The organism is Bradyrhizobium monzae, from assembly GCF_021458635.1.
GTDB lineage: Bacteria > Pseudomonadota > Alphaproteobacteria > Rhizobiales > Xanthobacteraceae > Bradyrhizobium.
Map to the genome: position 1 here is coordinate 228,193 of NZ_JAIRDQ010000003.1, position 14,671 is coordinate 242,863.

Sequence of the window (14,671 nt, forward strand, 5' to 3'; positions counted from 1 at the left end):
GCCTAGCTGTGCAGTTGCGAATTGAGGCCGTCCCAATTCGGTGTTCGTCTGGTTGCTTCGAGAGCGCCGCTTTGGGAATTGCGGCGAAAGAGAAGGCCCTTCTGGCCCGAGAGTTCTTTGGCTTTCATGACTCGGCCATCTTCCAAAAGGATGCGCGCGCCTGCCGTGACGTAACAGCCGGCTTCGACGATACAATCGTCACCCAATGAAATGCCGATACCAGCGTTGGCTCCAATCAGGCAGCGCTCACCAACCGTGATCCTCTCTTTCCCTCCTCCGGACAGAGTGCCCATGATCGACGCCCCGCCACCAACGTCGCTGCCGCTTCCCACAACCACACCGCCGCTTATCCGGCCTTCGACCATGCAAGGACCGAGCGTACCTGCATTGAAATTGCAAAAGCCTTCATGCATGACAGTCGTGCCCGGAGCCAGGTAGGCTCCGAGCCTGACGCGATCCGCATCCGCAATTCTCACATCCGCGGGCGTCACATAGTCGGTCATGCGCGGAAACTTGTCCACGCCTGTCACCTCGAACCCGATGGCACGCTTTCGCGCGAGGATTCGTGCTTCCGGTACACGAGAGGATTCGCAGGGACCAAGGGTCGTCCAGGCAACGTTGGGTAACAGACCGAAAATGCCGTCAAGGTTCAGGCAATTCGGCTGAACGAGCCGGTGGCTCAGGAGATGGAGTCGAAGATATGCGTCGTGCACATCAGTTGGCGCAGATGCAAGGGAGTCGATGTCCGTACGGATTGCAACGATATCGACATTGCGGACGTCGTCGTGTCGCGCATATCCGTCTGCCGAATAACCCAACGAACTGACGATCTCGTCCTTCGCCAGCCGTGCCGTTGCCGCCTTGCCGGCCTCCTCAACCAGGCGCAGCTGAAGGAACCAGGAATCCAGCACGCGACCATCAGCGGCAATCGTCGCAAATCCCTCGCCTCTCGCGCCCCTCAGCTCCATCGCCATTTGAGTTTCTCACACTACGATCCTACAGGTCGTGCATACGCGAATTCTCCTGGAAATGGCAACTTCCGCGCGCGCAAACGTGTCCGCGTTGGATCATTTTCGACGGTTTCAGCGGAATGTAGCTCTCGTAGAGCACGCCGAGAACGCAACGTTCGGCCTGCCTTCAGACGAGGGGTGAGCCCGAAAGACAGGAATATAAGGTACCGGATCCGCTCTCCCGCCATTGGCACGCCCTCCCCAATCCTGTACCCCACCCAAAACCCTTGCCGGGACGGGACGCTGATGACTGCGGTTGCCAATGATGAAGCGGGATATGGCACCCGCGCGCTGATCTTTGCGCTGGTGGCGCTCGCCTGCGGGCACATGCTGTCGACATTGCTGCGCACGATCCCTGCGCTCAGCCTCGATCTAATGGCGGCGGATTTCCACGTGCAGCCGCAGGCGCTGGCGAGCCTCACCTCGGTCTACCATTTTGCCTTTGCAGCGTCGCAGATCCCGGTCGGCGCGGCGATGGATCGCTTTGGCGTCCGGCCGGTGTCGCTCAGCCTGCTTGCGGGCACCGTGATCGGCGCAATCGCGTCGGGCTTTGCGACGGGCCCTGAGAGTTTCGCCTTCGGGCAATTGCTGTTGGGCATCGCGACCTCGGGCATGCTGATGTGCCCGATGACGCTCGCAGCCAAGCAATTGTCGGCGGCGCGCTTCGGGCTGTGGTCGGGCGCAATCCTCTCGATCGGCAATATCGGCATGCTGTTGTCGTCGAGCCCGCTCGCCTTCGTGGTCGATCAATATGGCTGGCGCACCGGGTTCTGGATCGCCGCAGCCGGCGGCGTCGTGGTGGCGCTCGCCGTGTTCGCGCTGGTGCCGAACCAGCCGGCCGAGCACAAGGACGATTCCTCGCCGCTGTCGCAGATGATTGAGGTGCTGAGACTCGGCCTGTCGCGGCCGCTGCGCGGGCTGATCGCGTTGGCGATGGTGTCGCTCGCGACCTCGCTGGTGCTGCGCGGGCTGTGGGGCGGGCCTTGGCTGATGGAGGTCAAGGGCCTGTCGCGGGTCGAAGCCGGCAACCAGCTCGGCGCCTACACGCTGGCGATGATCGCAGGCCCGCTGTGCATCGGCATGATCGACCGCAGGATCGGCCGCCGCCGCGAACTCGTCGCCGGCACGCACACGATCGCCGCGCTGCTGGTGGTGCTGATGGCGCTCGGTGCGCCGCATTATGCGGTTGCATGGCTGTTCGGCGTGGAGGTCATGCCGCCGCAATATGATCTCGTGTTGTTCGTGCTCATTGGGCTGGCCACCTCCGCCCAGCCGCTGCTGTTCGGCATGTGCCGGCAGCTGGTCGACGCGCAGACCGCGGGCAAAGCGCTCGCGGCCGTGAACCTCGCCTTCTTCCTCGGTACCGCCCTGATGCAGTCGATCACCGGCGCGGTGGCTGCGTTCGCGGGGCTGCCGGCGGTGCTGCTGTTCATGGCGGCGGCGCTGCTCGTGGGGGTGATGATCTTTTTGACTTACACGTCGACGAATTCGTAGGATGGGTGGTTCGAGCATCAAAGGAATTCAGTTCATGTCTGTCGACACCAAGGCCGCCACCGATCGCCTCATGCGCTTCCTCGCCGTAGAAGGCGTCACGGGACAGGAGGCGGCGATCGGACGTGAGCTCACCGCCGCGCTGAAGGAAAGCGGCGTGCCGGCCAAGGCGATCCGGCTCGACGACGCCAACACCCGCATTCCCGTGCCGACCGAGACCGGCAACCTCATCGTCGACCTGCCCGGCCGCGGCACGCTGCACAACCAGCCGCGCATCATGTTCATGACCCACATGGACACTGTGCCGCTCTGCGCCGGCGCCAAGCCGAAGAAATCCGGCCGCAGAATCGTCAACTCCGCCAAGACCGCGCTCGGCGGCGATAATCGCTGCGGCTGCGGCGTGCTGGTGACGCTGGCAGCCGAGCTCGAAAAGCAGAAGCTCGACCATCCGCCGATCACGCTGCTGTTCTGCGTGCGCGAGGAGAGCGGGCTTTACGGCGCACGCCACGTCAAGCTGGACGAGCTGGGATCACCGGTGATGGCGTTCAACTATGACGGCGGCTCGGCGTCCAACGTCGTGATCGGCGCGGTCGGCGCTGATCGCTGGACCGTCGAGATCATGGGCCGCGCCTCGCATGCCGGCGTCGCGCCGGAGCGCGGCATCTCCTCGACGATGATCATGGCGCTGGCGCTTGCCGACGTGAAGGCCGGCGGCTGGTTCGGCAAGGTGGTGAAGGGCAAGGGCGCGAGCGCGCGGCAGGGCACCAGCAATGTCGGCCCCGTCACCGGCGGCGACGGCCGCCCCGCGGGCGACGCCACCAATGTCGTCACCGACTACGTCCATGTGCGCGGTGAGAGCCGCAGCCATGACGGAAAATTCTTCAAGGAGATCACAAAAGCCTACAAGGCCGCGTTCGAGAAGGCGGCCAAGAAGGTGACGAACGCGCAGGGCAAGTCCGGCAAGGTCAAGTTCAAGGCCGAGACCGACTATTATCCGTTCCGCATGAAGGACAGCCAGCCCGTCATCAAGCGCGCGGTCGAGGCGGTGTCCGCGGTCGGCGGCACCCCGAACGTCCGCACCGCCAATGGCGGCCTCGACGCCAACTGGATGGTGCGCCACGGCGTTCCCACCGTGACGTTCGGCGCGGGGCAGAACGAGGCGCACACAATCGACGAGTGGATCAATCTCGACGAATACGATCGCGCCTGCGCGCTGGCCGTGCAGCTCGCGACGATGCGCTGAGGCGCCTTGCGTGTACGCGGAGCGATCCTTTGTCGCTAGTGACGGCACCGCCATCGGATATCGACAAATCGGCTCAGGTCCTGGCCTGGTCCTGCTCCATGGCGCGATGCAGAGCGCAGCGAGCTTTACCGACCTTGGGGCAGCGCTCGCCGACCGCTTCACCGTGCTCATCCCGGACCGCCGCGGTCGAGGCCTGAGCGGACCGTTCCGGCCCGATCACGGCATGGCGACCGAGATCGATGATCTCGGCCGGCTCCTCGCCGAGACGGGCGCGCGCAATGTGTTTGCATTGAGCGCCGGCGCGGTGGTCGCCATGCACACCGCGCTCGTCAACCCGGCGATCGCACGCCTCGCGCTTTACGAGCCGCCGCTCGAGTTCGGCTCGGTCCAGCCGCGCTACTGGGCTGCGGACTATGAGGCGGCCCTGGCGAAGCGGGATCTGCCGGCCGCCTTTGTTGCCGTGCTCAAAGGTACCGGCGACCAGGAGGTGATGACAAAGCTCCCGACGCCTCTCCTTAAATCGTTCTTCGCCATGATGATGCGGCTGCGTCCCAACGCGGCCGTGGGCAACGGGCCGCCTCTGGCCACGCTGATCCCGACGGTCCATTACGACATCGAGCTGATTGCGGAGATGGCAGGCGATCTCGACCGCTTCAGGAGCTTGAGCACCGAAACGCTGCTGCTTGGCGGCGATCGCAGCCAAGGCTACCTCACGGCTGCGCTCGATGCGCTCGTCAAAATCCTGCCAAACGCGACACGCGTCGCGTTCAACGGCGCCGGCCATATCGCGGCGGACAACGAGGGCGATCCAGCCCGCGTCGCCGTGGAACTGCGGCGCTTTTTTGCGTGATCGTCGAAGACGACAACGACGCACCAGCATTGCCGCAAATGCGGTTGCTTGGCCGTGCATGCGAGCCTAGCCTGCAAAGAAAACGCAGGGAGGCTAAATGCCACGCATTTCAAATATCGAATCCGCCCTCTACCGGATCCCCCTCCCCGTCACGCTCTCCGACTCCACCCATGGCGAGATCGCGGCGTTCGAGCTGATCACCTGCCGCATCCGCGACGCCGACGGCGCTGAAGGCGTCGGCTACACCTACACGGTCGGGCGCAACGGCGGCGCGACCGCCGATATCCTCAAGCGCGAGATCCCGCCGCTGGTCGAGGGTCGCGAGGCCGACGATACCGAGGCGATCTGGCATCACGTCTGGTGGGGCCTGCATTATGGCGGGCGCGGTGGACCTGCGGTGCTGGCGCTGTCCGCGCTCGACATCGCGCTGTGGGATTTGAAGGCGCGGCGCGCCAAATTGCCGCTGTACCAGTTGCTCGGCGGATTCGATGCGCACGTGCCGTGCTATGCCGGCGGCATCGACCTGGATCTCTCCGTCGAGGCGCTCTTGAAGCAGACCGACGGTAATCTCGCCAAGGGGTTTCGCGCCATCAAGATGAAGGTCGGCCGGCCTGATCTCAAATCCGACGTTGCGCGCGTCGCGGCGATGCGACAGCATCTCGGCGACGGCTTTCCGCTGATGGCGGATGCCAACATGAAATGGACGGTCGAGGAAGCGATCCGCGCCGCCCGCGCGTTCGTGCCCCATGACCTGACCTGGCTGGAAGAGCCGATCATTCCCGACGATGTCGCAGGCCACGCCCGCATCATGCAGGCCGGTGGCGTGCCGATCGCGGCGGGAGAGAATCTGCGCTCGCTGTGGGAGTTCAAGAACTACATCGTATCAGGCGCGGTGTCCTATCCCGAGCCCGACGTCACCAATTGCGGCGGCGTCAGCGCCTTCATGAAGATCGCGCGGCTGGCGGAGGCCTTCAACCTGCCCGTCACCAGCCACGGCGCCCATGACATCACCGTGCACCTGCTCGCGGCCTGCCCGAACCGGTCGTACCTCGAGGCCCACGGCTTCGGGCTCGACAAGTACATCGAGCATCCGCTGGTGCTCGAGGACGGCAAGGCGCTCGCGCCGGCCCGCCCGGGCCACGGCATCAGCTTTGACTGGAAGGGGCTGGCGAAGCTCGTGCCGTAGAACTCCGTCATGCCCGGGCTCCCGGGCATCCACGTTCTTTGTAACGCGAAGTAAGACGTGGATGGCCGGGACAAGCCCGGCCATGACGATAGAGCTGCTTTGCACGCGAGGCATTCCAAGGGGCTTGATGCGGGGCGCGGATAATCGGCTAGAGTGGCGGCAGCCGTCATCATTCGAGAGAGCTGCGCCTTGACCCCCGAGTTGCACCAGAAACTGACCGCGTGGCGCCAGCATCTGCATGCCCACCCCGAGCTGTCCCTGCAGGAAAAGGCCACTGCCGCCTTCGTGCAGGAAAAACTCACGGAGCTCGGCATTCCCTTCGAGGCCGGCATTGGCGGTCACGGCGTGGTCGCGACGCTGACGCGCGGGTCCGCGCAAGCGCGCGTCGGCCTGCGCGCCGACATGGACGCACTGCCGATCACCGAGGATACGGGCCTCGCCTACGCTTCGACAACGCCCGGCGTGATGCATGCCTGCGGGCATGACGGCCACACCACCTCGCTGCTCGGCGCGGCCGCGCTGCTGGCAGCGGACACGAGTTGGAGCGGCACCGTCGACTTCATCTTCCAGCCCGCGGAAGAAGGTTTTGGCGGCTCGCGCGCGATGGTCGCGGCCGGGCTGTTCGAGCGCTTCCCGATGGACCGCGTGTTCGGCTTCCATAACTGGCCGGGCCTCGATGCCGGCACCATCGCGGTCCATGACGGCGTGGTCATGGCCTCCGGCGGACGCGTCACCATCACCATCGAGGGCCATGCGGGACATGCCGGCATGCCGCATCTGACGCGCGATCCCGTGATGGCGGCCGGCCATCTGATTGTGGCGCTACAATCGATCGTGTCGCGCAGCGTCGATCCGCTCGACACCGCCGTGCTCTCGCTCTGCGCCATCGAAGGCGGCACCGCGCCCAATCAAATCGCCGGCAAGGTCGTGATCCGCGGCACGCTGCGGCATCACCGCAGCGACGTGAAGGATATCCTCCTCGCACGGATCGGCGAGATCTGCGCCGGCATCGCCACCAGCTTTGACGTCAAGGTCACGCCCGACATCGTCATGGGCGTCGGCGTGACCACCAACACGCCGGAAGAGGCCGGCTTCGCGCGCATGGCCGCGGACAAGGTGCGCGCGCCGGTGCGGCGCGACCTCGCGCCCAGCATGGCCGGCGAGGATTTCGCCTTCTATCTCCATCACCGCCCCGGCGCGTTCGTCTGGATCGGCAACGGGCCCTTGCGCGACGGCGCCGAGCTGCACGGCCCGCGCTACAATTTCAACGACGCGATCCTCCCCGTCGCATCGAGCTGGATGGCCGAAGTCGCCAAGACAGCGCTGGCCGCGAACTAGGACGCGGCGCTGAGGCAAACGCGGACCGCCTGACGCGTCATGCCGCCGATCGATCCAGCAAGTCGCCGCCCTGCAGCGCGTCGAGCAGGCGCTGCTCGCGTTCGATCCGGCTACGGTAGAGCTCGCGTTCGTCGTCGGTTCTGGCGCCGGCCAGCAGCAAGCGATAATGCCGGATCACCTTCTCGCTGCCGCGGATGATGAGGTCGCGGACGTCGCTCATGGTTCCACCCCCGTCGCGGCAGAGGCCGATTGCGGGTTCGGAAGGATGAATGTGACGGGGAAGGCATCGGCGGCGAGAGCCTCGAGCGCGGTCTGCTCCTCGGCGAGGCGCCGTTCGATGTACCGGCGTTCGATGTCCGACAGCTTCGTCTTCAGCAAGCGCCGGTAGCGGGAGAGATTGTTTCGGTGCGCCCGAATGCGGGCCAGATCTTGATCGAGCATCGTCGTCACTCCAGACGGTCTTTCACGGTCCTTTTCGATTTGGCAATGTCGGAAGACAGATCTTCCGGGGCTCAAAAAAATATCCAGGCCGCTTTCCCTGTCAAGAGGCTTCCTCGCCGCTTGCGGGGCTGCAGGTCGCCAGCAGCCGGTCGCCGAAAATTTTTTCGTTCCCCCTCTTGCAACGCCCTTCCGCTGCGCTATTTCGTTTTTCGCCGCGAGAGCGGTGTGCCGGATGCCCGATAGGGTCCGGCGCGGGCGCCGGCCGGGGTCTTCGGACCTGCTCCGATTCCCTGTCTTGCGTTCCTTCGTATCCATCTTGCTCTTTGGAGGACTTGGTATGAGGACCACCTTTGACTTCGCGCCCCTGTGGCGCTCCACCATCGGCTTCGACCACCTGGCCGACCTCGTCGACAGCACGCTGCGCCAGGCGAGCGAGGACAACTATCCCCCCTACAACATCGAGCGCTCCGGCGAAGACCACTACCGGATCACGCTGGCCGTGGCGGGCTTCGGCGTCAACGACATCAGCGTGACCGCCGAACAGAACGCGCTCACCATCGAGGGCAGGAAGCCCGACGGCGCCGCGCGCGAGTATCTCTATCAGGGTATCGCGGCACGCCCGTTCCGACGCGTGTTCAATCTCGCCGATTACGTCCAGGTCAAGCAGGCCGCCTTCCAGGACGGTCTCTTGATCATCGATCTCGTGCGCGAGATTCCGGACGCGATGAAACCGCGCCGGATCCAGATCGCGGGCGCTTCGTCACCGCAGATCGAGCAGAAGAAGGCGGCTTAGCCTCGTCGAACGGGTTCGGCACTGCCCGCAAGCGAGCATGGCGGATGGCGACCGGTGTCGCTGTCCGCCGAGCAGGAACCATCCCTTCGGAAGGAGTGTAGAGGGAGACAACCATGACCAATGCCAATGCGACCATCGGCGGTCTCAACCCGCTGTTTCATCCCGCCGCACATTATGCATCCCCGAGCGCCGTCCTCGACGACCCCGGCCTCTCGACGCCGGAAAAGCGGATCATCCTGTCGTCCTGGGCTTCGGACATGTACGCGGTCGAATCCCATCCTGCCTTGCGCGAGATTCCCGGCCTGGACCACACCATCCGACTCGCGGACATCCTCGCCGCGCTGCGCAGGCTGGATCACGACGATGACCCGCCGCCCCGCGGCGGCGCTTCGATGCGACTGCGGCATCCCGCACCTGACGCGGAAGACGACAATGACGGCCGACCACCCGATCGTCGCGCTGCAATCGATTGCAGCGCGTAGCGGCGAAAGCACGCTCATCGTCACGATGATGGTCGCCTGCCGTTACGCTTCGTCGAGAAGCTCGAACAATTCCTCGACCATGTCGAACGGGGCATCGCGCGTCTCGCTATGGTAGACGACGCGATCGCCGTCGCGTTGCAGCGATTTTCCTTTCGACTTCCGCAGCCGTCCCGGCAGGAACGTCGCGGCCACCGCGCTTTGCCCGACGTCGAGGCGGACGATGCCTCTGTGCTTGCAGTCCAGCCGCAGTCGCGCAGCTGCAAAGACATCGCGAGCGGCCGGCGGCAAGGGTCCGAAGCGGCGGGAGGTTTCCTCCTCGAGATCGTCGAGCTCGTCCTCGCTGGCGCAGCGCGCGGCACGGGCATAGAGCTCCAGCCGCACGGGAGCGGATTGCACGTAGCTCGGGGGCAGCATATCGGCGACCGGCAGGTTGAGGTCGGGCACCCACACCACGGATCGGCCGTCATCGACCTTCTCCGAGGCCATCTTCAGGAGATGGCTGTAGAGCACGGGGCCGAACACCTGAACGTGGCCGGATTGCTGCTCCGAGAACAGATCGCCGGCGCCGCGGAGATCGAGGTCCCGCTCGCTGATCGCAAAACCTGCGCCCGGCCGGCTGAACTCCTCCAGCACGGCGAGCCGTTTCTCGGACTGCACCGAGGCCGACTCGGTCAGCAGAAATGCGAAGGCGCGAATGCCGCCGCGACCGACGCGTCCGCGCAGCTGGTGCAGCTGGGCGAGACCGAAATTTTCGGGCCAGCACACCACGATGGTGTTGGCGCGCGGAATATCGAGGCCGCTCTCCACGATGTTGGTGGCGAGCAGGACGTCGGCCTTGCCCTCGACGAAGGTCATCATGCGGTCGTCGATCTCGTCGGCCGGCAATTTGCCGTGCAGACAGACGATCTTGAGATCGGGCGCCACAGCCTGCACGCGCGCCAGCATCGGCTCCAGATCCTGGATGCGCGGGCAGATCAGGAAGCTCTGCCCGTGCCGCCGCTGCTCGCGCAGCAGGGCCGAGGCGATCGCTGCATCCGACAACGGCGCGATCTTGGTCGCGACCGGGAGCCGGTGCACCGGGGGCGAGGCAATGACGCTCAGATCCCTGAAGCCGGCAAGGCCCGCCGCGAGCGTGCGCGGGATCGGCGTGGCGCTCATCCAGAGCGTATGGGCGTTCTTGGCAAGCCCGGAAAGCTTTGCCTTCTCGGCGGCGCCAAAATGCTGCTCCTCGTCGATGATGACGAGGCCGAGGTCGTCGAACTTCACGTCCTTCGAGGTGAGCGCCTGCGTTCCGACGACGACTTTGATCCGGCCGCTGCGCAAGCCTTCCTTGGTCTCCCGCGTCTCGGCACCGGACGTGGCGCGCGACAGGCTGCCGACCTCGATATCGAGCGGCGCAAAGCGCTTGCGGAAGGTCGCGACGTGCTGCCGGGCCAATACGGTCGTGGGCACCGCGATCGCCACCTGCTTTCCGGACAGCACCACGGCGGCCGCAGCCCGTAGTGCCACCTCGGTCTTGCCGAAGCCGACGTCGCCGCAGATCACCCGGTCCATGGGATGCCCGGACGCGAGATCATCGAGCACGTCGTGGATCGCCTTGGCCTGATCGATCGTCGTGAAATAAGGAAAGCGCGCGACGAATTTTTCGTAGGCCGATCCCGGCGGGACCAGCTTGGCCGCCTTGCGCCGCTTGCGCTGACTGATGTGCCTGGCGAGCGCCTTGCCGGCGAGCTGGATTTCCTGCTCGGCGCCGGTGCGACGCGCCCACCATGTGCTGCCATCAGCCTTGTCGAGCGCGAGCTTGCCGCGCTCCGACGAGTAGGGCCACATCTGCGCCAGATCGGGCGGCGGCACCAGGACCGCGTTGTCGCCCGCGAAGGACAACCTGACCATCTCGCGCAACGCGCCGCCACCGGTGTTCACGGTCTGCAGGCCATCGAGCACGGCGAGGCCGCGCTGGAGATGTACGACCACCGTGCCCTGCTCCGGCACGTCGGCATGATCGAACGCCGCGATCCAGCTTCGCGCCATCGGCTGCGGATGATGCGCACGGCTGCCGAGCACGTCACTCGCCGTCAGCACGACGGCAGGCTTCTTGCCTGGAATGACGAAGCCGGCGTCGAGATCGGCCAGCAACGCCACGTCGCGATGACGCGCGCTCCCGGCCTCGTTCCAATCCGCGACGCGCTCCGCCCGCAAGCCGCTCATCCGCTCCATCGCGCGCAGATCTTCTTCCTGCGCCGCGACGAGGATCAGGCGCGAACCGGCGCGCCTGGCCTCCTCGACGAAGGCGCGCAGGGCTTTCCGGGTGGATGTCAGCTTGGAGAATTCCGGCGTCGGCTGGAACGGCGCGGTGCGCGGCAGCACCTTCATGCCGCGGGTCGCCTGCTTCCAGTCGCTCCGTCCCAGATATTCGCGCTCCCTGTCCGCGCGGCCCGCGGCCTCTTCGATCGTGCTCAGCCAGGCATCGCCATGCACCGACACGCCGGCATCCGCGATCCACTTGGCCTTTCCGCAATAGTCGAACAGCGTCGCGCGCTTGGCCCTCGCGCCGGTGATCGCGAGCCGTTCCGACATGGGATCGACGAGAAGCTCTTTGGTCTCGAAGATGATGTCGTGCTCTTTCGGATCGAACGCCACGATCCGGCGGATGGCGCGCCCGGAATGCTCCACCCGGAACGGCCCCAGCGCGCCTGCGGGAAATATCTCGAAGGTCTGGCCGTGAAACAGCGCGCCGCCCGGATAATCCGGCTCGTCATCGAGATCATAGCCCAGCGCTTCGAGACGGAGGCGAAGCTCGCTCTCGGAGAAGCTGCCGCCGACCTTCAAGCCCGTGTTCAGGCGCAGCAGGCTGGCCGGCGGCGGCAGGCGCTCCATCACGGCTTCCGCCGTCGAGACCAGAAAGATCGGCTGCCTGGATTTCGCAAGGCGCCGCAGCACCGAGGCTCTGCGGCCGGCGATCTCGCGCGATGGTTCCAGCTGATCGAACGGCAGGGTGTTCAGCCGCGGAAACACCAGCACGTCGCAGGACGGGTCGAGCGCATGAATGACGCTGCCAAGCCGCTCCGCCCTGTTCTCGCTCTCGGCGAGGAATACGAGACCGCTGTGCCCGGAGTCCTTCCACTGCGCCAGCAGATGCAGCGCCATCATGCCAAGCGGCGACGACGACGCGATCGTGGCGCGCTGCGCGCCTTTGCTCGTCTTCGGAGAACTCTTGCTCAGTGAGCGCCTGCTGGTCGAGCTCTTGGCGGGCGAGTGCTTTTTGGGCGAGCTCTTCTTTGGAGAACCCTTGACTTGGGAGCTCTTGGCTGGCCGCAATTTCTTGGAATGACGCACGTGAATCCGTTTCTCGTCGTAGGCAGTCGTCGATGTACGCGCAGCCGAGTTCGTCCCGATTCGGTCGCGGATGGTCATGCATATGGGAGGGGGCGTGCGAACGCGCGCCTCCCAAAACACCTCGTGCGACGCTGAGGTCGCAGGCTCACACAAAAAAGCGCGAGGACAAGCCGCCAGTCGTCTAGCAGACGCGCCCGCGCATTTCCACTCTTGTCATCACGTCGCGGCTAAATGATGCCGCTCTGCCGGAGTCCTGCAATCGCGGCCTTGTCGTAGCCGAGTTCCGCCAGCACGGAATCAGTGTGCTCGCCCAGCGTCGGCGGACGCGTCGCGATCTCGCCCGGCGTTTCCGACAGCCGGATGGCGGCGCGGGCAACCGGCGCCTGCTTCGGCAGGCCGGGATAATCGACATCCTGCAAAAAGCCGGCGGCGCGAATGTGCGGATGATCCAGCGCCTGCTGCGGGCTCAGCACGGGCCCGGTTGGAATCATCGCCTTGCCGAGGGTGTCGACCGCCTCCTGCGTGGTACGCTCGGCGCACCAGCGCGCCATCCGTTCGCTGATGACGGGGCCGTTGTTGCCGCGGCTGATGTCGTCAGGAAAGCGCGGATCGTTCAGCCATTGCTCTTCCTCGCCCATCAGCCTGGCCCAGCGCTTGAACAGCGGATGGCCGGTGACCTGGCACAGCACCCAGCCGTCCCTGGTGCGGTAGATGTCGGCGGGCGCCGCGGTCTGGCCGAGATTGCCTGATGGGACGCGGTTGACGTTGATGACGGCCTGCTCGATCAGCGTCGCATTGGTGAAGGACAGCGCGGTCGCCAGCAATGCGCCTTCGACGATCTGCCCACGCCCGGATTTGCCGCGCTCGATCAGCGCGGCGAGCGTGCCGAACGCGCAGTGCAGCGCCGTTCCGAAATCAACCCAGTTCACCGCCGCGCGGTAAGGCGGATTGCCGGCGCCGGTCATGTAGACCGAGCCCGACATGACCTGGCCGACACCATCGAAGCCGACGCGGTCGGACCACGGCCCCGGTCCGCCGAACGCGGTTGCGGTCGTCAGGATGATGTCGGGCTTGATCGCCTTGAGTGAGTCGTAGTCCAGCTTCATGGCGCGCAGCGTCTGCGGCGGCAGATTGGCGACGACGACATCCGCGGTCTTGACCAGCCGGCGCATCACCTCCTGCCCCTCCGGCGTCATCGGATCGAGCGTGATGCATTTCTTGTTGCGATTGACCTGGAGAAACAGCGCACCTTCGCCGCCTTCGCCGACCGGCGCCACGAAGCGATCCTCGCTGCCATCGCGCTTTTCGACGCGAATGACCTCGGCGCCGAACTCGGCCAGCAATGTCGCGCAATACGGTCCCGCGATATAGCGCCCGAAATCGAGGACACGCACGCCTTCCAGAACTCCCCCCATCGACCTCTTCTTTCGCTTGCGATTTCCGGGCAGATTACAGGGAATGGGTACCACGGCAAGGTGCAGCGCACACGTTGCCGCGCTCTCAAGATGCTGCCCTCAAGATGTGATCATCCAACCGTTTCGGCTGGCGGAAATTCTGCTCTAGTATGGAGCTAGCAGTCCCTCCAGCGAGAAGCGCACATCCATGCCGCAACAATTCGATCGATCCGCAGAAGATCTCGGCAACGCCATCCATTTCGAGCATGTCAACATCCAGGTTCCGGACCAGCGCCTCGCCACGCTGTTCTACGTCACCGGGCTCGGACTGACCCGCGATCCCTATCTGATGGTGTCCGACACCAACATGTGGATCAATGCCGGAAGGAGCCAGTTTCATCTGCCTGATGGCAAGGCGCAGGTGCTGCGCGGCCATACCGGGCTGGTCATCGAAGGCCGCGAGGCGCTGCTGGCGCGATTGGCGTCGGTCAAAAGCAAGCTCGAAGGCACGGCCTTCGCATACGCCGAGCACAACGACTATGTCGAAGCGACCTGCCCCTGGGGCAACCGCATCCGGGTCCATGAGCCGGACGCGGCGCGCTTCGGGCGCATCACGCTCGGCATCCCCTACGTCGCGTTCGACGTGCCGGCCGGATCGGCGCAGGCGATCTGCGCCTTCTATCCGGAGATCATGGGCATGCCCGCGGCTTTGCGCAACGGCGACGGCAAGGTTGCCGCGGTGAAGACCGGCCGCGACCAGCATCTGCTGTTCCGCGAGACCGATCGGCCGCAGCCCGACTATGACGGCCACCATGTGCAGATGTACATCACCGATTTCTCCGGGCCCTACCGCAAGCTGCTGGCGCGCGATCTGGTCTCCCGCGAAGACAACCAATACCAGTACCGCTTCTGCGACATCGTCGATCTCGACAGCGGCAAGCATCTCTTCACCGTCGAACACGAGGTGCGCAGCGCGACCCATCCGATGTTCATGCGGCCGATGGTCAATCGCAATCCCGTCGTCAACAACCGCAACTATGCCTACGGCCACGATCAGGCGTCATGGGCGATGGGGCCGGATCAGTACGAGGGATAGGGCTTCGCCAG

The 14,671-nt window shown here is 65.3% G+C and carries 14 protein-coding genes; 9 read left to right on the top strand and 5 right to left on the bottom strand.

Translation table 11 applies throughout. The features are described 5' to 3' along the window. Nucleotides 1–2 precede the first annotated feature (2 nt). Nucleotides 3–974, bottom strand: a complete 972-nt coding sequence (gene dapD / locus K3F49_RS14565; protein WP_234681634.1) for a 2,3,4,5-tetrahydropyridine-2,6-dicarboxylate N-succinyltransferase — start codon at nt 972–974, stop codon at nt 3–5. A gap of 282 nt (nt 975–1,256) precedes the next feature. Here dapD and K3F49_RS14570 point away from each other — a divergent pair, with 282 nt between their 5' ends. From K3F49_RS14570 to K3F49_RS14590, 5 genes are all read left to right on the top strand, one after another. Continuing rightward, entirely contained in the window at nt 1,257–2,504 is a 1,248-nt protein-coding gene (locus K3F49_RS14570; RefSeq protein ID WP_234681635.1) for an MFS transporter, read from the top strand. A gap of 34 nt (nt 2,505–2,538) precedes the next feature. Further along, a complete protein-coding gene (locus tag K3F49_RS14575; protein WP_234681636.1) occupies nt 2,539–3,744 on the top strand; it encodes a M20/M25/M40 family metallo-hydrolase in 1,206 nt (401 codons plus the stop codon). A gap of 10 nt (nt 3,745–3,754) precedes the next feature. After that, the gene (locus K3F49_RS14580; protein ID WP_346657320.1) at nt 3,755–4,594 is read left to right on the top strand and encodes an alpha/beta fold hydrolase; all 840 of its coding nucleotides are present in this window, start codon (nt 3,755–3,757) and stop codon (nt 4,592–4,594) included. 97 nt (nt 4,595–4,691) lie between these two features. Further along, nucleotides 4,692–5,780, top strand: coding sequence for a mandelate racemase/muconate lactonizing enzyme family protein (locus tag K3F49_RS14585; protein WP_234681637.1), 1,089 nt, complete (start codon nt 4,692–4,694; stop codon nt 5,778–5,780). Between the two features lie 189 nt (nt 5,781–5,969). Beyond that, nucleotides 5,970–7,118 (top strand): amidohydrolase, encoded by a 1,149-nt coding sequence (locus K3F49_RS14590; RefSeq protein ID WP_234681638.1) that lies wholly within the window; start codon nt 5,970–5,972, stop codon nt 7,116–7,118. Between the two features lie 37 nt (nt 7,119–7,155). Here K3F49_RS14590 and K3F49_RS14595 read toward each other — a convergent pair whose 3' ends face one another. Both K3F49_RS14595 and K3F49_RS14600 read right to left on the bottom strand, forming a co-directional pair. After that, nucleotides 7,156–7,338 carry a hypothetical protein gene (locus K3F49_RS14595; RefSeq protein WP_234681639.1) on the bottom strand — a complete coding sequence of 61 codons (183 nt, stop codon included), beginning with the start codon at nt 7,336–7,338 and terminating at the stop codon, nt 7,156–7,158. Then, nucleotides 7,335–7,559, bottom strand: a complete 225-nt coding sequence (locus K3F49_RS14600) for a DUF4349 domain-containing protein (RefSeq protein ID WP_234681640.1) — start codon at nt 7,557–7,559, stop codon at nt 7,335–7,337. The genes K3F49_RS14595 and K3F49_RS14600 overlap by 4 nt, the downstream gene beginning before the upstream one ends. A 337-nt stretch (nt 7,560–7,896) precedes the next feature. On the opposite strand from K3F49_RS14600, the gene K3F49_RS14605 reads away from it, so the two are divergent. Together K3F49_RS14605 and K3F49_RS14610 are read left to right on the top strand one after the other, a co-directional pair. Beyond that, complete coding sequence (locus K3F49_RS14605; RefSeq protein ID WP_234681641.1) at nt 7,897–8,352, top strand: Hsp20 family protein; 456 nt, start codon at nt 7,897–7,899, stop codon at nt 8,350–8,352. 113 nt (nt 8,353–8,465) lie between these two features. Beyond that, nucleotides 8,466–8,834: a hypothetical protein gene (locus tag K3F49_RS14610; protein WP_234681642.1), complete on the top strand. Its 369-nt coding sequence runs from the start codon at nt 8,466–8,468 to the stop codon at nt 8,832–8,834. Nucleotides 8,835–8,876: 42 nt separating this feature from the next. Here the strand turns inward: K3F49_RS14610 and K3F49_RS14615 are convergent, their stop codons facing one another. Further along, nucleotides 8,877–11,984 (bottom strand): DEAD/DEAH box helicase, encoded by a 3,108-nt coding sequence (locus K3F49_RS14615; RefSeq protein ID WP_234681643.1) that lies wholly within the window; start codon nt 11,982–11,984, stop codon nt 8,877–8,879. Here K3F49_RS14615 and K3F49_RS14620 point away from each other — a divergent pair. After that, nucleotides 11,983–12,165, top strand: a complete 183-nt coding sequence (locus tag K3F49_RS14620; RefSeq protein ID WP_234681644.1) for a hypothetical protein — start codon at nt 11,983–11,985, stop codon at nt 12,163–12,165. The two genes, K3F49_RS14615 and K3F49_RS14620, sit on opposite strands and share 2 nt — an antisense overlap. Before the next feature lie 232 nt (nt 12,166–12,397). Here K3F49_RS14620 and K3F49_RS14625 read toward each other — a convergent pair whose 3' ends face one another. Further along, the gene (locus K3F49_RS14625; RefSeq protein ID WP_234681645.1) at nt 12,398–13,585 is read right to left on the bottom strand and encodes a CaiB/BaiF CoA transferase family protein; all 1,188 of its coding nucleotides are present in this window, start codon (nt 13,583–13,585) and stop codon (nt 12,398–12,400) included. Nucleotides 13,586–13,772: 187 nt separating this feature from the next. Here K3F49_RS14625 and K3F49_RS14630 point away from each other — a divergent pair, with 187 nt between their 5' ends. After that, entirely contained in the window at nt 13,773–14,660 is an 888-nt protein-coding gene (locus tag K3F49_RS14630) for a VOC family protein (RefSeq protein ID WP_234681646.1), read from the top strand. The last annotated feature ends 11 nt before the right edge of the window (nt 14,661–14,671 follow it).